19 protein-coding genes are annotated in these 20,315 nt (G+C 44.1%); 13 read left to right on the plus strand and 6 right to left on the minus strand.

Annotated features, from left to right (window positions below):
• Positions 1–1,446 (minus strand): PPC domain-containing protein (locus IM515_RS19065; protein ID WP_287632781.1); only part of this gene is annotated, 1,446 nt, incomplete at its 3' end.
• A gap of 260 nt (positions 1,447–1,706) precedes the next feature.
• The gene (locus IM515_RS19070) at positions 1,707–3,389 is read right to left on the minus strand and encodes a hypothetical protein (protein WP_287629828.1); all 1,683 of its coding nucleotides are present in this window, start codon (positions 3,387–3,389) and stop codon (positions 1,707–1,709) included.
• Positions 3,390–3,563: 174 nt separating this feature from the next.
• Between IM515_RS19070 and bchD the strand changes: the two genes are divergently transcribed.
• From bchD to ispD, 6 genes are all read left to right on the plus strand, one after another.
• Positions 3,564–5,561, plus strand: a complete 1,998-nt coding sequence (gene bchD / locus IM515_RS19075; protein WP_287629830.1) for a magnesium chelatase ATPase subunit D — start codon at positions 3,564–3,566, stop codon at positions 5,559–5,561.
• Positions 5,562–5,927: 366 nt separating this feature from the next.
• On the plus strand, positions 5,928–6,431 hold the full coding sequence (locus tag IM515_RS19080; protein ID WP_287629832.1) for a hypothetical protein: 504 nt from the start codon (positions 5,928–5,930) through the stop codon (positions 6,429–6,431).
• Between the two features lie 10 nt (positions 6,432–6,441).
• The gene (locus IM515_RS19085) at positions 6,442–7,332 is read left to right on the plus strand and encodes a hypothetical protein (RefSeq protein WP_190722903.1); all 891 of its coding nucleotides are present in this window, start codon (positions 6,442–6,444) and stop codon (positions 7,330–7,332) included.
• Between the two features lie 183 nt (positions 7,333–7,515).
• Complete coding sequence (locus tag IM515_RS19090; protein ID WP_287629833.1) at positions 7,516–8,193, plus strand: hypothetical protein; 678 nt, start codon at positions 7,516–7,518, stop codon at positions 8,191–8,193.
• Between the two features lie 236 nt (positions 8,194–8,429).
• Positions 8,430–8,828, plus strand: a complete 399-nt coding sequence (locus IM515_RS19095; protein WP_147071284.1) for a DUF1824 family protein — start codon at positions 8,430–8,432, stop codon at positions 8,826–8,828.
• Positions 8,829–8,972: 144 nt separating this feature from the next.
• Positions 8,973–9,653: a 2-C-methyl-D-erythritol 4-phosphate cytidylyltransferase gene (gene ispD, locus IM515_RS19100; RefSeq protein WP_193961429.1), complete on the plus strand. Its 681-nt coding sequence runs from the start codon at positions 8,973–8,975 to the stop codon at positions 9,651–9,653.
• On the opposite strand, the gene IM515_RS19105 is transcribed toward ispD, so the two are convergent.
• The gene (locus IM515_RS19105) at positions 9,648–10,265 is read right to left on the minus strand and encodes a serine O-acetyltransferase (RefSeq protein ID WP_002768293.1); all 618 of its coding nucleotides are present in this window, start codon (positions 10,263–10,265) and stop codon (positions 9,648–9,650) included. The two genes, ispD and IM515_RS19105, sit on opposite strands and share 6 nt — an antisense overlap.
• Positions 10,266–10,369: 104 nt before the next feature.
• Between IM515_RS19105 and IM515_RS19110 the strand changes: the two genes are divergently transcribed.
• Positions 10,370–11,320: a glycosyltransferase family 2 protein gene (locus IM515_RS19110; RefSeq protein WP_287629836.1), complete on the plus strand. Its 951-nt coding sequence runs from the start codon at positions 10,370–10,372 to the stop codon at positions 11,318–11,320.
• 69 nt (positions 11,321–11,389) lie between these two features.
• Here the strand turns inward: IM515_RS19110 and IM515_RS19115 are convergent, their stop codons facing one another.
• On the minus strand, positions 11,390–11,563 hold the full coding sequence (locus tag IM515_RS19115; RefSeq protein ID WP_287629838.1) for a type II toxin-antitoxin system HicB family antitoxin: 174 nt from the start codon (positions 11,561–11,563) through the stop codon (positions 11,390–11,392).
• A 337-nt stretch (positions 11,564–11,900) separates the two neighbouring features.
• On the opposite strand from IM515_RS19115, the gene menB reads away from it, so the two are divergent.
• The 4 genes from menB to IM515_RS19135 all read left to right on the plus strand — a co-directional run bounded on the left by menB (position 11,901) and on the right by IM515_RS19135 (position 15,818).
• Entirely contained in the window at positions 11,901–12,734 is an 834-nt protein-coding gene (gene menB / locus IM515_RS19120; protein WP_002743375.1) for a 1,4-dihydroxy-2-naphthoyl-CoA synthase, read from the plus strand.
• A 268-nt stretch (positions 12,735–13,002) separates the two neighbouring features.
• Positions 13,003–13,887, plus strand: coding sequence for a PEP-CTERM sorting domain-containing protein (locus IM515_RS19125; RefSeq protein ID WP_287629840.1), 885 nt, complete (start codon positions 13,003–13,005; stop codon positions 13,885–13,887).
• Between the two features lie 270 nt (positions 13,888–14,157).
• The gene (gene rbp, locus IM515_RS19130; protein ID WP_004161448.1) at positions 14,158–14,460 is read left to right on the plus strand and encodes an RNA-binding regulator; all 303 of its coding nucleotides are present in this window, start codon (positions 14,158–14,160) and stop codon (positions 14,458–14,460) included.
• Between the two features lie 272 nt (positions 14,461–14,732).
• Complete coding sequence (locus tag IM515_RS19135; RefSeq protein ID WP_287629844.1) at positions 14,733–15,818, plus strand: glycosyltransferase family 4 protein; 1,086 nt, start codon at positions 14,733–14,735, stop codon at positions 15,816–15,818.
• Between the two features lie 28 nt (positions 15,819–15,846).
• Here IM515_RS19135 and IM515_RS19140 read toward each other — a convergent pair whose 3' ends face one another.
• Complete coding sequence (locus tag IM515_RS19140; protein WP_287698132.1) at positions 15,847–16,650, minus strand: FkbM family methyltransferase; 804 nt, start codon at positions 16,648–16,650, stop codon at positions 15,847–15,849.
• A 205-nt stretch (positions 16,651–16,855) separates the two neighbouring features.
• Positions 16,856–17,473 carry a DedA family protein gene (locus IM515_RS19145; RefSeq protein WP_185238719.1) on the minus strand — a complete coding sequence of 206 codons (618 nt, stop codon included), beginning with the start codon at positions 17,471–17,473 and terminating at the stop codon, positions 16,856–16,858.
• Positions 17,474–17,542: 69 nt separating this feature from the next.
• Here IM515_RS19145 and IM515_RS19150 point away from each other — a divergent pair, with 69 nt between their 5' ends.
• Both IM515_RS19150 and IM515_RS19155 read left to right on the plus strand, forming a co-directional pair.
• Entirely contained in the window at positions 17,543–18,082 is a 540-nt protein-coding gene (locus IM515_RS19150; protein WP_287629848.1) for a pentapeptide repeat-containing protein, read from the plus strand.
• A gap of 430 nt (positions 18,083–18,512) precedes the next feature.
• On the plus strand, positions 18,513–20,129 hold the full coding sequence (locus tag IM515_RS19155; RefSeq protein ID WP_287629850.1) for an ABC transporter substrate-binding protein: 1,617 nt from the start codon (positions 18,513–18,515) through the stop codon (positions 20,127–20,129).
• Positions 20,130–20,315: the final 186 nt, after the last annotated feature.

A 20,315-nucleotide genomic window follows, 5' to 3' on the forward strand; every position in this document is an offset into this window, starting at 1 on the left:
CGTCAGATTGTTATAATCGGTTCCCTTTGTTGCGGTTCCACTTAGGGTATAGTTGACGGTTAAAGTCGATGCCGTATTGCCTGTCCGTGTTAGGGTGAAACTCCCCGGATTGGCTGTTTGTCCTGTAAGGGTTTCTCCGGCTGATGTATCCGTGGCTGCTACTGTAATCGTTGGTAGGGTTTGCGATGCAGTAGCTACCAAGCTCAAACTGTAGTTGGTATTCTCCCATCCACTGAAATCAGCTAGGACTTCTGGCTGAACCTGAATATAGTAGGTACCTGCGGTTAATGCCCGTTGAATGGTTTCATTGACAATACCATCGTTGTAAGACCCTGTAATCCACGCACCCGTACTATCAAGTAATTCGACATACGCATCGGCAGTTAACCCCGTTAGTTTCAGGTCTAGTAGGCTATCGCTGGCAAGGGTGAATTTGTAGTAGTCGTCTTGATCCCAATTCCCGACAAAATCATTAAAGGTAGATGCTGTTGTTCCTAATGTCACTACACGGGCTGTAGCTAAGGTATTTCCCGCATTGTCTGCGGGTAGAGAAGTCACTACCAAGCTCAAACTGTAGTTGGTATTCTCCCATCCACTGAAATCAGCTAGGACTTCTGGCTGAACCTGAATATAGTAGGTACCTGCGGTTAATGCCCGTTGAATGGTTTCATTGACAATGCCATCGTTGTAAGACCCTGTAATCCACGCACCCGTACTATCAAGTAATTCGACATACGCATCGGCAGTTAACCCCGTTAGTTTCAGGTCTAGTAGGCTATCGCTGGCAAGGGTGAATTTGTAGTAGTCATCTCTATCCAAGCCACCGACGAAATCAGTAAAGGTTGTGGCAGTTGTGCCTACTGTGACTACTCTTGCTGTTGCTAAAGTATTGCCAGCCAAATCAGGGAGAGACTGTTCAATAGGGATTATTTGACCATTGACACTAAAAAAACTGTGGTCATTTTCTTGGGCAATCCGCTCTTGCTCTTGAGGACTTAGAGACAGATCCATTAAGATAGCCGAAAATAATTCCCCCTCATCCCCAGTAGTGTCAGATCCTGGATTAATAAGGCTATCCACAAAATGTCCAATCTCTTCTAATAGCGTCCCAGTAAGCCCCGTTAAAGGATCACGATCAGCCGATGCCTGGGAAAGATAATCCGAAGATAGATAGATCGTGCGATTTTTGTCAGAAAACCCCCCATTCGCACCATTCATTGATGAGCTTGGCAAGATTTTGATACTTGGTAGCTGACTGAAATCCCCTTGCGCCCAGTCTTCAACCAAAGATCGAAATTGACTAGAATCTGGATTTATCGCGAAAACTGGCGCAAGTGTCGCCAGAAAACCATTACTTGAGGCGGTAAAAAGAACGTTATGTACATTTTGGAGGACAACATCAAGATTGTTTATTCCCTCATGATTAAATCCAGAATCGATTAACATAACGAACCTCATCCAACTATAACTGATCACTGTTTACTGAAATTAACTCAGCCTACTTTTTGGGGTTAATTTTTTGGGGCTTTATTTGACCTGAAAAAAGGGGGTTCGCAGGCAGGCACGGATTCCCATTATATAAGAAATTATCTGTCAAATCGTGGGGTTTTGTCAAGCTTTTTTGGAAAAAAAAATTTACCCGATACTCAAGGGGAGAAAATTGTCGGCAGAGATATTATTTAATCCCCCCCGTGAGTCGGTATTTTTCAGCTTGGCATTAACGCTTTAGTTGTCGAGGCACCAAGGCGATTTAATTGCCGATTAATTTGCCATCCGACGAGGGTTAAACCCAACCACTGACTGAAGATTGCTAAAGCGAAAGAGGGAAGTGTAGCGTATTTAGTAGCGGCAATGGGAAGAAAAGTAAAAAACCATAACAGCGGAGATTGACTGGGATTAACTCCCAAGACAGCGAAACAGAGAAAGGGGAAAATAATCAAAATGCCGATGCTAGTGGCTGCCAGCAAAGCGCGTTTATTTGTGCTGCCTAACATCAATAATTGGGCGATAGCAGCATAGACTAAAATCATGTTCATTGCCAAGAGAAACCCGGCTGCAGTGGCTAGTTTATATTGATGGAGAGGGGCGATAAAAATAGTGGGAAGGATGAATAAAATGGCAATGGCGACGTTAATGGCCATGGCTAGGGTAGAAGGACTTTTTTCGCCAAAGATTAAAGCTTTCCCCAGACTAATGCCCGTTTTTCCTTGCAGATGACGATAGCGCGCCCAATCTTGGAGAGTTTGACGGGGGGGAGTGAGGGCAAAAAGGATTAACAAGCCAAAAATTGCCACAAAAACGCTAAGAATCGCGAAATTATCGAAAAGATAGCTCGGTTCCAGCGTTTGGAAGACAAAACCTAGGCTAATGGCACTAAAACAGCCCATCATCCAGTAACTTTGGGGTTTACTAACAAGAGTAGCGAGGGGATTATGGAAGCGACGCTGGATAATTCTGGTTAACCCGTAGGTACAGAGGGCAAAATTGAGCAAAATTAAGCTAATACCCATTATCACCGATTGCCAGAGAGATTGACCGTACCAACGCAGATCAAAGATTTGTGAGATTCCTAGATAGCGTACCGCATCGGGGGGGAGAAAGGTAGCTTTAACTAGATAGGGAAGGACAAAACTAGGATTAAAGAGAATTAACCAATCAAAGGGGGTACGGGAACCGCCATAGCCCGATAAAGTAAAAATACTGCTATAAAACACAAAGATTAAGACTGTAGCACTGCCTAACCAGGGTTGAAATCCCCCTAACCATGGCGTGGCTAAAGCGAAACTCAGGGCGGCATGATAGAAAAAGGCACAACTAGCGATCAGAACCCCGTAGAAGGCTAAAATTAACGACAAGGGAATACCTGCTAATAAACCCGCCCCCAAGTGAAAGGGTAAAGCGAGAAGACAGACGAGATAGAGGAGAATGGGAACCCCGAAAATTTTGCCGATAAAAATCGTTTTGGCGGGTTGGGGACTCAGACGGATAAAATTAAGTGTACCCCGGCGCTCTTCCCCGGAAAGATCGGCGATTAATTGATAGGTTCCCACCACTAAAAGAGCGAAAATCCCAGTAATACTCAGAAAAGTGAAGATATCTAACCACCATAACCGGGAGATAATCATCCATTGACCATTTAAGTCTTGGATACAGTATTTAATCCCACTATAGGGATAATAATCGTTGTTATTGGGGGGATTAGCGGTACAGTAACGACTAAATCCCGCCCCTACCGGCAGTAGATTTTTATAGTACAAATAAACTAATAATTGACCAACTAGAGAGATAATCGAGGCGATCGAGATATTTTTCGGGGTTAATCTTCCTTGCCATTCTCGCATAATTTGCGGGTTGGTTTCCGTAAGGCGATCGATTATTGTCGCTATCATATTTCTGTCCTCTCTACAGCCGTTATTAGGAGCTAATCCTAGATTAACCCAGTAACTTCTCGATCGGTTTGGGGATGAAGAACTCGATCGAGATGCAGGGAATCAAAAGAGGAAAAGTGCCAGACCAGGGAGCTTCTGTTTTACACTAGAATTTGGCCGCCTGAATCTAGATCTATGCCCACTCTGACCCTCAATTTTCCCCTGACTGCCGTTGTCGGCCAAGAAGCGATTAAATTAGCCCTACTCTTAGCCGCCGTGGATCCCGCCCTGGGGGGTGTGGTGATTGCCGGTCGTCGGGGAACCGCCAAATCAGTCATGGCGCGAGCGATACATTCTCTATTGCCACCGATCGAAATTATCGCGGGTAATGTCTTTAATTGTGATCCCAATAATGCCGACGAATGGGACGATCGCACTAAAGAAGAATATAGCAGTGGAGAGGTCGCCACGGAAGTTATCCGGGCCCCTTTCGTGCAGATTCCCCTAGGAGTCACGGAGGATCGTTTATTGGGTTCCGTCGATGTGGAAGAATCGGTGAAACAGGGGGAACCAGTCTTTCAACCCGGTTTATTAGCCAGCGCCCATCGGGGAATTCTCTACGTCGATGAAATTAATCTACTCGATGACCAAATTGCTAACCAATTACTCACAGTTTTAAGCGAAGGACGTAACCAAATCGAACGGGAAGGCATCAGTTTTCAACATCCCTGTAAACCGCTTCTGATCGCTACTTATAACCCAGAAGAAGGGGATTTACGAACCCATTTATTAGATAGAATTGCCATTGCCCTTTCCGCCGATGGTGTCCTTAGTTTAGACCAACGAGTCACCGCCGTCAATCAGGCGATCGAGTATGCTGTTTCTCCCACCGCTTTTATCGCCCAATATGCCCAAGAAATCGATGATCTAAAAACCGAAATTATTCTGGCGAGGGAATGGTTAAAAGAGGTAAAAATTAAACCCGAACAAATTAGTTATCTAGTGGAGGAAGCGGTACGCGGTAGGGTAGAAGGTCATCGCGCCGAGATTTTTGCCGTGAGAGTAGCCAAGGCGGCCGCCGCTTTAGAAGGTCGGGATTTAGTCAGTGCCGATGACTTAAAAAGAGCCGTCGAATTAGTCATTGTACCTCGATCGCTGATTACGCCGCCACCCCCAGAACAGGAACAACAGCCACCGCCACCACCGCCACCACCGGAACCGCCCCAAGACGAAAACCAGCAGGAACAGGAAGAAAAAGAGGAGGAGAAAGAGGAAGAAAAAGAGCCGGAACAGCCGGATAATCTGCCGGAAGAATTTGTTTTCGACCCGGAAGGGGTTTTACTGGATCCTAGTGTGTTGTATTTTGCCCAGATGGCCCAGCGTCAGGGGAAATCGGGGGCGCGTAACCTGATTTTCTCGGAAGATAGAGGACGTTATATTAAGCCGATGTTACCCCGGGGTAAGGTAAAAAGAGTCGCCGTCGATGCCACTCTCCGGGCGGCTGCCCCCTATCAAAAAGCCCGTCGCTTAAGGAATCCCGAACGTCATGTGATTATAGAAGAAGGGGATCTGCGCTCAAAACGGCTGGCCCGCAAGGCCGGTTCTTTAATTGTCTTTGTCGTTGATGCCTCCGGTTCCATGGCCCTGAATCGGATGCAGTCGGCCAAAGGTGCGGTCATGCGTCTGTTAACGGAAGCTTACGAAAATCGCGACCAGATTGCCCTGATTCCTTTCCGGGGTGAGCGAGCAGATGTACTATTGCCACCGACCAAATCGATTACCCTAGCGAAAAAACGTCTAGAAACCCTGCCCTGTGGCGGCGGTTCCCCCTTGGCTCACGGTTTAACCCAAGCGGTTCATGTGGGGATGAATGCCCGTTTATCGGGGGATATCGGTCAAGTGGTGGTTGTGGCGATTACCGACGGTAGAAGTAATATTCCTTTGGCGAAATCTTTAGGCGAACCGATTCCGGAGGGGGAAAAACCCGATATTAAGGCAGAACTGCTCGATATTGCCACTAAAATTCGCTCTTTAGGCATTAAACTGCTGGTCATCGATACGGAGAAAAGATTCGTCTCCACTGGTTTTGCCAAAGAATTAGCCCTAAAAGCTGGGGGTAAATATTATCATCTACCCCGGGCCACGGAACAAGCGATCGCATCTATGGCCCGGGGGGCAATTGCGGGACTGTAGCTAGTGATTAGGGGGTGCAGATCATTTTTCTCAATCTACCATCCCCACCCTAGCTTTAAGCCCTACCCTGTCAGGGTTTTAGACTATTCTTGGGCTAGAAACAAATCGCACCCCCAAATGGGAGATGCTTACACGCAGTTTTTCATACATTTGTATTAATTGAAAAGTTACCGATAATTTCTCGGCAGTGGATATTTCTGTAATATTGAGATACACGCCTAAAAATTGGCTATTAACTCGAATTTTGCTGATTTTCTGGTTTTTTACTGGTCTGGTGTGGCAGAATCTGGAAAAACTTAACAATAATCGGCAATCAGCGAGAGATATACTACAAACAAACATGAGCAAGTTTTAATTAAGAGAACTATGAGCTTTCGATTGGGCAAAATCTTGATAGCAGGGGTATTAGCGGTACTTTTGCTAGTAACTTCCTGTGCTAAAGCTCCCTCGCAATTCGACCAAGCGCAACAGGAAAGTACCGCTCGCGGGGCGGCGGCAGTGGTGAAAGAATCCACCTCTGGCGGCAGTTTTAATCGGTTTTTCCCGCCCTCTGGGGGAGGATACGAGCGCGTCTATACCCAGGAGAAAAAAGGCTTTGCTGAGGCAAAACTGAAGCAAGATGGCAAAGTTGTGGCTATGTTAGCCATATCTGATATCAGCAATAATCCCGCCGCGGCCAATAAATTCCAAGACAGTCAAACCACAATTAAAGGTTTTCCCTCTGTGGAACAGGGTGCAACCGCCAGCGCCGTTTTAGTCAATAATCGTTATCAAGTCAAGGTTTTATCGCGGGATGCGGATTTTACCGCCAGCGATCGCCAAGCTTGGTTAGCTAAGTTCGATTTAGATGGTCTAGCAAAATTAAAGTAAGGAGACATCCGTGAGTAAGCCAATTTTTGAACTGGTGGACGAATTACCGACGAATAATCTCACCGTCAAAGTTCTCAAAACCCTTGATTATGTCGTGCCGGGACAGTGGGATAACCTAGTCGGGTTTAAAAATACGATTATCACAGTCACCGGCGAAACCGACGAAAGCATGATCCAACAGATTGGCGATCGAGCCGTTTGGTTGTTTAATGATCAATCCCAGGGCTATCAACGGGCGCTCTGGCTCTACCAAACCATCGACAGCGCCGATAATGCCCTAGCCGCCGCCTCTCTTGCTAATGCCGTCGGTGGTAAAATTCCCCTCATGGGCGGTTTAATCGAAAAATTAACCCCTGCCCCCGAAAAAGCGCAAACCATCGATCTAACCTTGAAATTAGTGACCGAATTAGTCGCTTTTTGTCAAATCAATGGCATTCCGGGCGATAGTATCGATGATTTCGTCGCTTCTCTGGGAGATTATAGCGGCGAATCCCTGATGCGGATGGCGGCGTTAGTTTGTTTGGATGGTTTAATTCCCCTGGGGGGCAGTTTTATCCGGAAAGTGGAATCGGGCCTGAGCATTCTCACCCCGGAAGAATTAGAATCTAACTCCACTTTCGGCAGTATTAAAGAATTGATTCCGGGGGGAAATACTGCCAGAAAATTAGACTTTATCGGTCAAAGTTTCGACTCCACTAAAGGTTGGATGAGTGGTTTTGTCAGCGAGCGCAGTTTGAGCCAGCAGGGATTATTGAGCAAAATTCAGGGATTTATCGACTTTTCTGCCGACAAATTGGTATATGTTGGGGCATTCCTCGATATGACCACCAATTACTATGAACATACTGGTATTCAAACCCTGGCTCGTCGTTTAATCGAAAGAGCCGTGGCGGAAATTTAAGTGGCACCGGGGGCAGGGATGGACAGACCGATACCAAATCGGTTTTTAATACCATGATTAAGTCCCCATTCAACTTTAAAAACCCAGTTATGGATTGTTTCCCCCTGCTCCGGCACTCACCCACTTTCCTATACATTTTCCACAGGATTTAGTATAATATACCCTCCCTAGTCCCTCAAGGCCATGAATCAGGCACAACTTATCCATGCCGCTAAACTCCAGGATCCAGCCGCTATTATTGCTCTACTTAACCAAAGTCTCTTAACCAGAAAAATAGAGGTTGTTGAAGCCACCCCGCAAGAAAATGCCCTGACTCTAAAAGTTCAATCCAAAAATATACCCAATCAACACAAGTTATTACCTTTTTTGTCGGCAGAAATCAAAAGCTTGGGCATCGATGGATTAGAACAAGTGATCGTTTACGGTATGACCGAGGCATCCGATATCCCCGCTTGGGAAGAATCGATAACCCTGAGTCAAGATGATTTAATCGTCAATCGTGTCACCAAATTAAACTCTTTGCCGATAATAACCGCAGAAATCGCCGAAAATGACCGAGAAGATGCCCCAGAAGCTTTGGAAGACTCTGAAACAACCGAAGAAAAAGCCCTAGAGAAACCGGAGGAGTTCACTGAAGCTGCTGAGAATATTGTGGCGACTGGTGAGCGATTTTCCCTATCTCATCGGAGACACTCCTCTTTTCCCCTCAGGATAATTTTGCCTTACCTAGCGATCGGTTTTGGGGCTGGAATTATTATAGGTGCTTACTTCGGCTATCAAAAAGCAGTGAGTGATACTAAATTCGTTGAGCATAGGCTACATATCAGGACAGGCACTAATGCAATAGGCAATGGGCAATAGGGGGAATAAATAATCATTCTTTAATAACCGGATTTAGTGTGAAATGCCCGCACAACCCGGAGCGATCGAACAACCCCGATAAATTTTCCTGTCCCCAACCTGATATGATAAGACCAATGCAAAATTTTCCTATCTCTAAACCCCAATGATTTAGGGCTTTTTTTCTTGGGAATTTGTCGGTAAGGACAGCAGCAACAGTTGATTTTTTATCTTTAGCCCCACATATCTAACCGCTCATGTCTATGGAAGAAGCCTTGAAACTCCTAAAAGAATATGGATGTATTCAACTAAAAATTGCCCAATCCCCTGAAGAAGAAGAAGCTCTAAGACAGGCAATTTTATTAGTTAACCAAGGTTCGGAATCAATTAACTTAGGTATCTGTGCCGATAACAATGAAGAGGGATTTAAAGCCCTGAAAAGTTATCTACAAGCCCTGGGATACCCCCTACCTAATAGTCTCCCAGAAGACCACCCAGAACCAGGAGCGGTGTATATTAAATACAATACCCAAAGACAAGCTTCCTATCTCGATTCCTATACGGGAACCTATCGCGGTGTCCTGGTTTCTTGTCAGTCAGAAAATGATCAATTAGTCGGTACTTATGGTCACTTTCCCCTCGATTTATTCTCTTAAGAGGCATAGTTTTTGGGTTATTTAAGCGATTAACCATCAGCCGGACAGTGATTACTGTTTACAAATAAGAGGCAAAAAGCTCCCCACTCCTGTCCACTGAATTCTCTTTCCTGACTCTTGTTAACTTTTTACCTGAAAAAAAATATGTATTTGTTAATTCCAGCAGCGGGAATGGGTAAACGGATGGGCAGCGATCGCAATAAGTTACTGCTCACCCTGCACGGAAAACCGCTCCTCGCTTGGACTTTGCTGGCTGCCATGCAATCCAGGGCAATTATCTGGATTGGCATCATGGCACAACCGGAAGACTTTGCGGAGATCCGAGCAATTATCACCGCCATAAATGCCCTTAAACCCGTGCAAATCATCCAAGGAGGCGAAACCAGACAAAAATCGGTTTACAATGGCTTACAAGCCCTACCAGAGGGGGCTGAGACGGTTTTAATTCACGATGGGGCGCGCTGTTTAGCCACTCCCGAATTATTTGATCGCTGTGCCGCCGCTTTAGCCACTTGTCAGGGTTTCATTGCGGCCATTCCGGTGAAAGATACGATTAAAATTGTCGATAGCAACGGCTGGATTGAGGATACACCCGATCGCTCGCGGTTGTGGGCGGCCCAAACGCCCCAGGGTTTTCAGGTAAAATTATTAAAAGAATGTCACGAACAGGGCCGAAAATTAGCTTGGGAAGTCACCGACGATGCCGCCTTATTAGAAAAATGTGGTTTTCCCGTCAAAATTGTCGTCGGTGAAGAAACCAACTTAAAAATTACTACTCCGGGGGATCTGGCAATTGCCGAATATATTTTAAGTCAACGTTTATAATTTTTCATCTACTTTAACGCCGTCCCGTTTAATAATACGAGCGGGAATACCCACCACCACACAATTAGGTGGAACATCCTTGACTACCACTGAATTTGCGCCCACGGTGACATTATCGCCGATGGTAATATTTCCCAAGACTTTAGCACCGGCGGTAATCCTGACATTATTGCCAATTTTGGGGCGACCGCTTTTATCTTTATAGCCAATTGTTACCTGTTGATTAATCCAACAGTTATCGCCCAAATCCGCCATAACAATCGTACTAAAACCGTGTTGAATAAATAATCCTTTGCCAATCGAACAGGAAGAATCTAGAAATAAGTAGGAACTTTCTCGATAAAAAAACCTAAGAATATACATAAAAAAGCGGCTGAATGAACCACCTTGAAAAAGACGACAATAATATAAATTCCTAAATTCTTTTGCCTCCAGACACAGAGCTAATAATTGTAACCAATCTGCTCTTTTTTCCCGGCCTAATAACTCTACCCAACGCCGCACATCACCTAAGATAAGTTCTCGATTATTAGCTACCTGAAAAGCAATGATTAAGGGTGAGAGCAAAACAATACCCGCATAGAAAAATAATTTTCGGAAGAAACTTTTCATCGTTGGTCTAAAATAAGTGACAATAGACTTGCTTTTTGTTGCTATTAATTATAGTAGTATTGTAGCGAATAGTTCAACCTTCGCCCGTTTATTGGACTCCAACGATGTCAACTACCCTACAGTTCCTTCCCGAAGTATCCGTGATCGTGCCAATTTATAACGGGGAGAAAGATCTACCCCCTCTCATTGATTGTTTAGCCAAACAGACCTATCCCCGTCAATTAGTTGAATATATTTTAGTTGATAATAATAGTAGCGATCGCACAGCAGAATTATTAGGGAAGGCAGCAGAAGAACACCGGGGACTGAACCTGATCATTTTAAGCGAAAATCAGATACAAAGCTCCTACGCTGCTCGTAACAAAGGGATCAAAAGCGCTCGTTATCCTTTTCTGGTCTTTACCGATGCCGATTGTCGTCCCGCACCCCAATGGTTGACAGAATTGATCCAACCCTTTAAAGATACTAGGATCGGTCTGGTAGCGGGTGAAATTGCTGCGTTAACTGGTTCCACTTGGTTGGAAAAGTATGCGGAACGTCGTCAATTTATGTCACCAAAATTTCTTTTAGAACATTCTTTTTGTCCCTACGGTCAAACTGCTAACCTCGCTATTCGTCGAGAAGCTGTTCAAAAAGTTGGTTTATTTCGTCCTTATTTAACTACTGGTGGTGATGCCGATATCTGTTGGCGTATTCAACAACAAACCGACTGGCAATTAACCTACGCACCAGAGGCAATTATTTACCATCGTCATCGTTCCACCCTAGAAGACTTAAGAAGTCAATTAAAACGTTATGGGCGCTCGAATCGCTATCTTCACGAATTGCACGGTGTCGAATTGATGCGACCTTTAACCAATCAAGAGTTATTTTTTACTCTCGGTCGTTGGTTATTAAAAGAGCTACCAAAAAATACCCTCAAGTTACTGTTTGGTAAAGCAGATTTAGTAGATTTATTGGCTACTCCCCTCGATTTAATTGGGTTTCAGTCCCGCAGCCAGGGACAGGCCACGGCTAAATTACCCGAAAAAGCTAAAGAAATCGAATGGCTTTAATTCAGTTATCAGTTATCAGTTATCAGTTATCAGTTATCAGTTATCAGATGTGAGTTTTCAGTTCAATGATTACTGTTTACTGATTAAGGTTTCCTCTATGGTTTCTCCCTGAGTGAAACATCCCGGAAGGTCTTTAATTTCCGATACATATCCCCCGTCATCATCAGGATAAATTGTTATTGGATATTTTAACCATAAATAAAACTCTAATAATTCAAGCTTAGTTTTATTACTTGTACTCATATTTTTACCTCTTTAAAGTTAGCAAATAGGATCAATATAAGTAGGTAGGTATTAAAAACTTTCAGATGCCCCCCTTATTAAGGGGGGATTAAGGGGGGACTAAGGGGGGATCGGCACCCCCCTTATCAAGGGGGGCAGGGGGGATCGAACCTCAAATCCATTTTAAATTTAATTATAACCAGCTACTTATTTTGAATAAATACTCAGAAAACATCAAGAAGGGAATCAGCTTTAAACCTTGTCCGTCAACTATCCATTCCCCTATTCTGGCACTCCCCGCTTCAAAGTGGGGGACAAAATGAGGTAAGGTAAAAAAGCTGTGCCTATAACCGAGACTATGAGCGTTGAATGGCAATCCGTAAAAACCTACGAGGATATTCTCTACCATAAATGGGGGGGAATCGCCAAAATTACCATCAATCGACCCCATAAGCGTAATGCCTTCCGTCCGAAGACAGTTTTTGAGCTTTACGACGCTTTCTGTGATGCTCGCGAGGATGCGCGCATTGGGGTAGTATTGCTCACGGGTGCAGGTCCCCACAGCGACGGCAAATATGCTTTTTGTTCCGGCGGCGATCAGACGGTGCGCGGTCAGGCGGGTTATATTGGCGATGATGGCGTACCCCGGCTCAATGTGCTGGATTTACAGAAATTAATTCGCTCCATCCCCAAGGTAGTTATCGCGCTGGTGGCGGGTTATGCGGTCGGGGGCGGTCATGTTTTACACTTGGTTTGTGATTTAACCTTAGCAGCGGATAACGCCATTTTTGGCCAGACCGGTCCAAAAGTGGGCAGTTTTGACGGCGGTTTTGGCTCTAGTTATCTGGCCCGGGTAGTGGGTCAGAAAAAAGCTCGCGAGATTTGGTTTCTTTGTCGGCAGTATAACGCCCAACAAGCGTTAGAAATGGGTTTGGTTAACCATGTCGTCCCGGTGGAGGAATTAGAGCAGGAAGGGGTTAAATGGTCCTTAGAAATTCTCGAAAAAAGTCCCTTGGCGATTCGCTGCCTAAAATCGGCTTTTAATGCTGATTGTGATGGTCAAGCGGGTTTACAGGAGTTAGCGGGTAATGCCACTTTACTCTACTATATGACCGCCGAAGGAGCCGAAGGTAAACAGGCTTTCCTCGAAAAACGTCCCCCCGATTTTAGTCAATATCCTTGGCTGCCCTAATCAGTGATCAGTAAACATTAAACAGTAATCGGTGGGGAGATGGGAAGAAAAAAGCCGATGGCTGATAGCTAAAAGCTTGGCTGCCGCTTCAGATTCAGGCTGGCAAGCTATCTTCTCGCTGAAATTGCTATTAAAATTTCAATGCCATATATCTTATCAATAGAATGATATTCAATCAGAAATATTGAACTTACTAAAAATTGCTTGACAGATTAAGTAAAAATACTTATCATCGTTTCACGTCAACTTACAAAAACTTCATATCAGCATGAAAAAACTCCCTGCATTAGGTGTTGCATTGGGCGTCAGTTTAGCATTGCTTAATAGTGCCAAAGCAGATGCGGCTATCGTCAGTTACGAAAGTGAGTTTTCTCGCTTTTTGCCCTCTACTTTTAAGCCTGGCGATACTTTTGATTTAAGTTTCAGAATTGATAATTCTCGAAGACCGAGACCAATTCGTATTCACAAGATCATATATATTGTTGTGACTCCTCGGGGGAAGATAATAATTACATTGTTCTTTGAAAAATTGTCATCAAAATCCTCTTCTAAATTTACAACTCCCCCTGGCGCGATCCCAGCAGATGGTATTGATCTGACCTTAGCTGGTTCCAATGCTTTTGCTATAACCAATGGCTTTGTACCCTTTAACTTCAAAATTACCCGTTCAGATATACTAGCTGCCTATTTATCCTTGTCATTGGACACAGATGGTTTAGTTGCAGGGGATGGGTTTGTTGCTTCTCTTAATTTAAACGGAAAAAGCATTGGTTCACAAGTATTTAAACCTGATTTAAACGTTATAGAAAATATCGGTATCGCTTCACAAGCCTTTGAACGTTTGGACACCTCTGAACGTTTGGACACCGCTGGTTTAGTTGCAGGGGATGGGTTTGTTGATTCTCTTAATTTAAACGGAAAAAGCATCGGTTCACAAGCCTTTGAACCTGATTTAAACGTTATAGAAAATATCGGTATCGCTTCACAAGCCTTTGAACCTAATTTAAACGCAAGAAGTATCGGTATCGCTTCACAAGCTATACCAGAGCCTAGCACAGTGTTGGCAATTTTAACTCTTGGTGGTGCCATGGCCACATTCAAGAAAAAATCTCGGCCTTTAGGGATGAAAGATTCCCAAGATAATGCCGCCTAACGCGATTTTTCACAAGCAATGGCAGAGATGGTTAATTGCCCTCTCCCTCTCCCAGAAAGGGAGAGGGAGAGGGAGAGGGCGACGAATAAAGAAAAATGCTATTAATACTCCATATTCCTACTGATCACTGATAAGCTATGCTAGTTTAGAGAGAGTAGTTAGGTTCGGTAGCAGCATTGGTTTCAAACAGAAGCGGTTTTTCCCTGATGGCCTTGACTGGGTTGTGTCCGATCTCCTTCTCGAAATGGCTGTGATATTGGGAGACAATCCATGACGATTTACGTTGGTAATCTGGTTTATGAAGTCACGAAAGAGGACTTGCAGGGTGTATTCGCTGAATACGGCACGGTTGTTCGCGTTTACTTGCCCGTAGATCAAGCAACGGGTAAAATGCGCGGTTTTGGTTTTGTGGAAATGTCCTCCGATGAGGAAGAAGCAAAAGCGATCGAAACTCTTGACGGGGCCGAATGGATGGGACGACAGATGAAAGTCAACAAAGCTCGTCCCAGAGAAGATAATTTTGGCGGTGGCGGCGGCGGTGAGCGGAAAAACTTCGGGCGCCGCGAACGTTAAAGAGATTCTTGTAAAATTGCAGAAGCGGTTATTTTTGATAACCGCTTTCCTATTGATAATTAATCAATCTGCGTTTGTTTTCTAACATCCTAATACTCGATACGGACATTTCATCGTTTTGACGAAAAAAGCCAACGGACGCGAGGATATCCGTTCGTCCATAGATTCATAGATAGGAAAAATCAAGATTTGATTCGCACCTACTCCTGTCCACCTTATTTGTTCTGATTTTCCCATCATCATCCAACCGCTGCCATAAACTTTGACAAAAAATGAAGATAGCAATCATCACAGCAACTCCCCAAAATGTCAAGCTCGGAAGTGGTACTTTCGTCACCAATATCCATCTGACCAACGAGTTGCGCTCCCAGGGTCATATCGTTGATGTCTTCTCGCCAACCAAAGCATCGGGGCCGTTAGGCTATATGGCGCATCGTTTTCTTTGGAATTGGCGACTCGATCCCCGTCGCTTTGACCACTATGATGTGGTGGTGGGTTACGATATGGATGGTTACGCCATCAGCGATCGCCTGAAAGTCCCTTTTATTGTTTATATTCTTGGTATTATTGCCGATGAAGCTACCTTTGAGCGGGGTTGGGTGCGAACTTCCTTAGAATTGATGGCAAAAGCCGAGAAAGTTAGCGTCCATCGTGCCGATATGGTCGTCTCTATCAGTGAGTATTCGCGTACTAGACTCAAGCAACTTTATCAGTATGATGGCAATATCGAAATTGTTCACTCTCTAATTGATCTCAAAGGTTGGGATGCAGCGGTCGCCTCAGTCAAGTATGAGGAAAGAAACCGCGAGCAGAGGAGGCCGACAGTATTTTGTGTCGGTGTCCAGTATCCCCGCAAAAATGTTGCCACTTTGATCCGCGCTGCCGCAATTCTCCGCCATCAAATACCCGATGTGGAGGTAAGAATTGCCAGCAAAGGTCCTGAATGGAATAATTTACGCCGTCTGGCACAAGAACTCAATTTAGAGCAAAATGTTACTTTTCTCGGCTATCTTTCCTATCAAGAACTGATCCAAGAATATCTTGATTGTCAAGTTTTTTGTTTACCTAGTCTGCAAGAAGGATTTGGCCTAGTTTTTGCTGAAGCTATGGCCAGTTATAAACCGATTGTCGCCAGTCGTTCCTCCTCGACACCGGAGTTGATTGAAGATGGTGTACAAGGTCTATTAGCCAATCCCTTAGATGCTGAAGATTTAGCCAGTAAATTAGCAGAAGTGCTTCTCAATCCAGAAAAAGCTCGTTCCTTAGGGAAGGCAGGTAGAGCGAAAGTTTCAGAATTTGATGCGCCGATTATTGCCCAACGTTTCAGTCAGTTATTAACCAATTTTCTGGAAAAATAGATTAACTTTGACAATAAAAGTTCAACCACTAACGCACAGCGTATAAATGGAAAATATCCACGAATGTCAAAGGTAGTAATTCTCTTTTTTCTAGTTGAATTTTGAAGCCATTATCCGTCAGCATTTGGCTTATTTGCTTTAAGCGCCCCTTTTGATCGTGAATTTCAGCCACTATTTGCTTAATTTTTGGCCAGTCTTTAGCTTCGATGCTTTCAAATACTTCGTATTCTTCTCCTTCCACATCAATTTTCAGTAAATCGATGGAGTCAATACCGAGTTCATTAATTACCGAGGATAGAGTTCTTACTTCACAGGCTACTTGTTCTTTTTCTTGGAAAAACTCTTCAAACAAATTTTCTATTTTTGGGTAATTCTGATCCACTTGAATATCTTCTAATTCAGCCAGGGTATCCTCTGGCTTTGTGGTTGAATTAGCAGACATATTGGGATAAAAAGTAAAGATTTTTGCTGGGTTATTTTCCGAACTTAATCCACAGTTAAATAAAACAACATCCTCTAAAGAATGCAAATGAATATTTTTTTGCAAAACCTCAAAAGTTGGCTTGATTGGCTCAAAGGCGAAAACTTTTGCTGTTGGTTCAACTCCCTTGACAAAAATAGAGAATAGACCAATGTTGGCTCCAACATCAAAGATCACATCGCCTTCTTTGATGACGATATCATGCCCTTCATATTGCCTTTCAGTAAATATTTCCGAAAAAATGTATTCTGTTTCCTCTTTGCTACTACTGTAGTAACATTCTAATCCATTAGAAAAAGTAATCTTTTTGGCAATCACCGTTGATGTATGTATAGTTGCGATCTGGGACAAAATTATATTAACACCATGAATGGCTCCCCGTCAAGAATGAGGTAACAAGCCTCCCTTTCCAGGGGATAGCTAAAAGCTTTGATGTGCCTAGTTTATAACCTTCTTTTTAGGTAGGAGAATTGTCAGATTCTGTCTTTTGCCTCTTGCCTTCAAAAGCTGATAACTGATAACTGATAACTGATAACTGATAACTGAAATGACGGACTTAAGCCACCTTTTTCCGTGACTCAAGGATGGGGTGAATAATTGTCCAGGCCAGGACGATAATTAAAGCCAAGATACCAAAACGAGCCATAGAAGTAACTAACTGGTGCAAGGGGAACAAACGGCCTAAAAAGAAAGATAATGTCACCATAATCGTCGCCCACACCGTTGCTCCGCCCAGATTACAGAGGAAAAAGCGACCGTAGGGCATTCGGGCAATTCCCGCCATGGGACCTGCAAAGATTCTTAACAAAGCCACGAAGCGACCGAAAAAGACCGCCCGGGGTGCATTTTTACTAAATTGATCCTTGGCTAATTCTAGTTTTTGAGGCGGAATCCGAAAGAATTTGCCAACTTTTAACAAAAACGGCCAACCTCCAGCGCGACCGAGCCAATAGCCAAAATTATCGCCCAAAACCGCTCCTGTAATTGCGCTGACTAAAACTAACCAATAGTTCAAATCACCGCTACCGGCAAGGAAGCCGCCGACAATGGTGATGGTTTCTCCCGGGATGGGAATCCCCATATTTTCGAGGGTGATGCCGATAAATACTGCCCAGTATCCGTATTGGTGGGCGATTTCTTCAATATTTTCTAGGGATAATAGCTCTAGGGACATGGAGCGCTTTCTTAACAAAGGTTTACGAATATTCTAAGATATTTTTACAGTATTTAACCGTGGCTGAACATGACTTTTCCCAGTATTGATTTATTAGCAATTCGTCGGGGTGAGATAAAAGATTTAGGGGGCATGAACTTGTCAGGGGCTGATTTAGCGGGTGCAGACCTAGCCGGGGCGAATTTACGGGCAAATTTACGCGGTGCTGACCTGACGGGGGCAAATTTAAGGGGAGCAGATTTTCGTAATGCCGATTTACGCGGGGCAATTCTCCTCGATGCGATCGTGACTGGGGCAAGTTTGGCCGGCGCTTTTTTAGCCGGGGCGGTTTTTAATCATCTAGATTTGTCCGGGGCGGATTTTCGCGGTGTCGATGGCCGGGGAGCGAGTTTTGTCGGGGCGATTTTAACCCAAGCGGATTTTACTAGCGCTAATCTGTCCGGGGCAGATCTGTCAGCTACCGATTTAGAGGAAGCAATTTTTTTCGGGGCGATTTTACGGGGAACAAATTTTACTGATGCCAATCTTCTTTGTGCTAGTTTAGCCTCGGCAGTAACCCTGGGGGCAATTTTCGATCGAGCTTGTTTAGAAGGGACAGGATTAACCTAAGTAGGTAGTCGTTAAAAGTTATCAGACACCCCCCTTATCAAGGGGGGACTAAGGGGGGATCAAGGGGGGACTAAGGGGGGATCAGAGGCAAAATCTATCTTCAATTTAATTATAACTACTTACTTAAATGGCTGATAGATAAAAGAAGATGAGTTTCTAATCAGTTGCTATCTACCTCCACGTCTCCAGCTATTCTGAACCATTTAACACCTTTTCTGCCCAGGGTCTTCCTCTTGGCCAAATTGATCAAGTTTTTGCCATCCTCGACTGGAAAATTTAATTTAATTGTCTGGGTAATCAGTGCAGTTATTGAAGAATTTTCCCCAACCAATTAGGCAATCAACCTAGTTCCTTAAGGGAACCTAGGGGAAAAGATTATGCACAAAAATGATAGGATTGATTGATACCTAGCTGCCGTTAATCGCTATCGATGAGACCTTTACGCCAACTTTATCGCTATTTAAGTTTATTTTGCCTCTGTCTTCTTCTGACTGTGGGCTGTCAGTCCACTAATTCCAATTTACCCCAGGGGGATAGCGATCGCCTGATAATTGGGACAACCCTAAAACCACGCTCGATCGATCCGGCCGATAGTTATGAGTTAGCAGGACTTTTTATTATTTATAATCTCGGTGAAACTCTCTACACCTACGCCGAAGGAACCACTAATTTAAAGCCTCTCCTAGCCACGGAATTACCCAAAATTAGCCCCGATGGTTTGACTTATACTATTCCAGTACGTCGAGGAGTTATCTTTCATGATGGCACGGTTTTTAACGCAGAGGCGATGAAGTTTTCCCTAGAAAGATTTATCAAAAATGGTGGCGAACCTTCCTTTCTTCTCCGGGATACAATTGATAAAATCACCGCCAGCAAAGAGGACGAAATTACTATTAAATTAACCAGACCTTTTGCTGCTTTTCCCGCTCTTTTAGCTTATCCCGGAGCCTGTGCGGTTTCACCCAAATTTTATCAAATTGGCGAGGGTAAATTTAAACCCGAAGAATTTATCGGCACAGGACATTATCGATTAAAAGCAGTTACTAGCGATTCTTTTAGTTTAGAAGCCTTCGATCGCTATTGGGGAGAACCGGCCAAAAATAAGGGAGTTAATGTGCAAATTTATCTCTCGAATCCTGCCAATTTATTCAACGGTTTTCAGACGGGATCGGTGGATATTGCTTATCAATCTTTACTGCCTCCTCAAGTGAGAAAATTACGCACAGAAGCAGCCCAGGGAAAATGGCAAGCGATCGAATCTTCTGGGGCAGCAATTAACTTTATGAGCGTCAATCTCAAAAGTGAACCCACCGATAATATTTTAGTGCGACAAGCAATTGCTTCTCTAGTCGATCGAGATTTACTTAATGAGCGCATTTTACAAGGTCAAGGCATCCCTCTTTTTAGTCTCATTCCTACTACTTTTTCCGAGTCACAACCGGTGTTTAAAGAGCGCTATGGCAACCATAATATAGAGCAAGCTAAACAATTACTAAAAGCCGCTGGTTATAGTCCAGAAAAACCCGCAATTGTAGAAGTTTGGCACTCCTCGGGATCGATTACTTCCAGCAGCGTGGCGGCAGTGATGAAAGCCCTATCAAAACGGGATTTAGATAATAGGATTCAATTTGAACCCAATAGTATCCTAGGAGCGGCCTTTTTCCGTAATATTAGCCAGGGACTTTATACCACTGCTCTATCTAATTGGTATCCCGATTTTTTGGATGCAGATAACTATATTTATCCCTTTTTAGATTGTGCTAAAGGATCCCCAGAAACTGGCTGCGAAGAGGGAGGATCGCAAAGTCAAGGCTCATTTTTTTACAGTCAAGAAATGAATCAATTAATCGCCCAATCTCGTCGGGAAAGTAACCCAGCCAAAAGAAAGCAGATTTTTGGCAAAATTCAAGAAATTCTCGCCGATGAAGTTCCCTATATTCCCCTTTGGCAAACCAAAGAATATGCTTTTGCTCGTCATGGCATCACGGGAGTTATCATCAATCCCAGTCAGACTTTTCCCTTTTGGACAATCGCCAAAAAATCCTGATAATTAATTATTAGGAGTCAGGAGATAGGGTGGTCACTGCGTGCGCGTTGCGGAGGGTTTTGGGGTGATAGGGTGATGAGACAGCTTCCCCACTTCCCCACTTCCCCACTTCCCCACTTCCCCACTTCCCCACTTCCCCACTTCCCCACTTCCCCACTTCCCCACTTCCCCACTTCCCCACTTCCC

The sequence above is a fragment of the Microcystis sp. M44BS1 genome, from assembly GCF_020244875.1.
In the GTDB taxonomy this organism is placed as follows: domain Bacteria; phylum Cyanobacteriota; class Cyanobacteriia; order Cyanobacteriales; family Microcystaceae; genus Microcystis; species Microcystis panniformis.

Excerpts from the sequence above, each read along its gene's own strand:
- IM515_RS19070 (WP_287629828.1), bottom strand. The coding sequence starts at position 3,389 with ATGATAGCGACAATAATCGATCGCCTTACGGAAACCAACCCGCAAATT.
- bchD (WP_287629830.1), top strand. The coding sequence starts at position 3,564 with ATGCCCACTCTGACCCTCAATTTTCCCCTGACTGCCGTTGTCGGCCAA.
- IM515_RS19080 (WP_287629832.1), top strand. The coding sequence starts at position 5,928 with ATGAGCTTTCGATTGGGCAAAATCTTGATAGCAGGGGTATTAGCGGTA.
- IM515_RS19090 (WP_287629833.1), top strand. The coding sequence starts at position 7,516 with ATGAATCAGGCACAACTTATCCATGCCGCTAAACTCCAGGATCCAGCC.
- IM515_RS19095 (WP_147071284.1), top strand. The coding sequence starts at position 8,430 with ATGTCTATGGAAGAAGCCTTGAAACTCCTAAAAGAATATGGATGTATT.
- ispD (WP_193961429.1), top strand. The coding sequence starts at position 8,973 with ATGTATTTGTTAATTCCAGCAGCGGGAATGGGTAAACGGATGGGCAGC.
- IM515_RS19105 (WP_002768293.1), bottom strand. The coding sequence starts at position 10,265 with ATGAAAAGTTTCTTCCGAAAATTATTTTTCTATGCGGGTATTGTTTTG.
- IM515_RS19110 (WP_287629836.1), top strand. The coding sequence starts at position 10,370 with ATGTCAACTACCCTACAGTTCCTTCCCGAAGTATCCGTGATCGTGCCA.
- IM515_RS19115 (WP_287629838.1), bottom strand. The coding sequence starts at position 11,563 with ATGAGTACAAGTAATAAAACTAAGCTTGAATTATTAGAGTTTTATTTA.
- menB (WP_002743375.1), top strand. The coding sequence starts at position 11,901 with ATGAGCGTTGAATGGCAATCCGTAAAAACCTACGAGGATATTCTCTAC.
- IM515_RS19125 (WP_287629840.1), top strand. The coding sequence starts at position 13,003 with ATGAAAAAACTCCCTGCATTAGGTGTTGCATTGGGCGTCAGTTTAGCA.
- rbp (WP_004161448.1), top strand. The coding sequence starts at position 14,158 with ATGACGATTTACGTTGGTAATCTGGTTTATGAAGTCACGAAAGAGGAC.
- IM515_RS19135 (WP_287629844.1), top strand. The coding sequence starts at position 14,733 with ATGAAGATAGCAATCATCACAGCAACTCCCCAAAATGTCAAGCTCGGA.
- IM515_RS19145 (WP_185238719.1), bottom strand. The coding sequence starts at position 17,473 with ATGTCCCTAGAGCTATTATCCCTAGAAAATATTGAAGAAATCGCCCAC.
- IM515_RS19150 (WP_287629848.1), top strand. The coding sequence starts at position 17,543 with ATGACTTTTCCCAGTATTGATTTATTAGCAATTCGTCGGGGTGAGATA.
- IM515_RS19155 (WP_287629850.1), top strand. The coding sequence starts at position 18,513 with ATGAGACCTTTACGCCAACTTTATCGCTATTTAAGTTTATTTTGCCTC.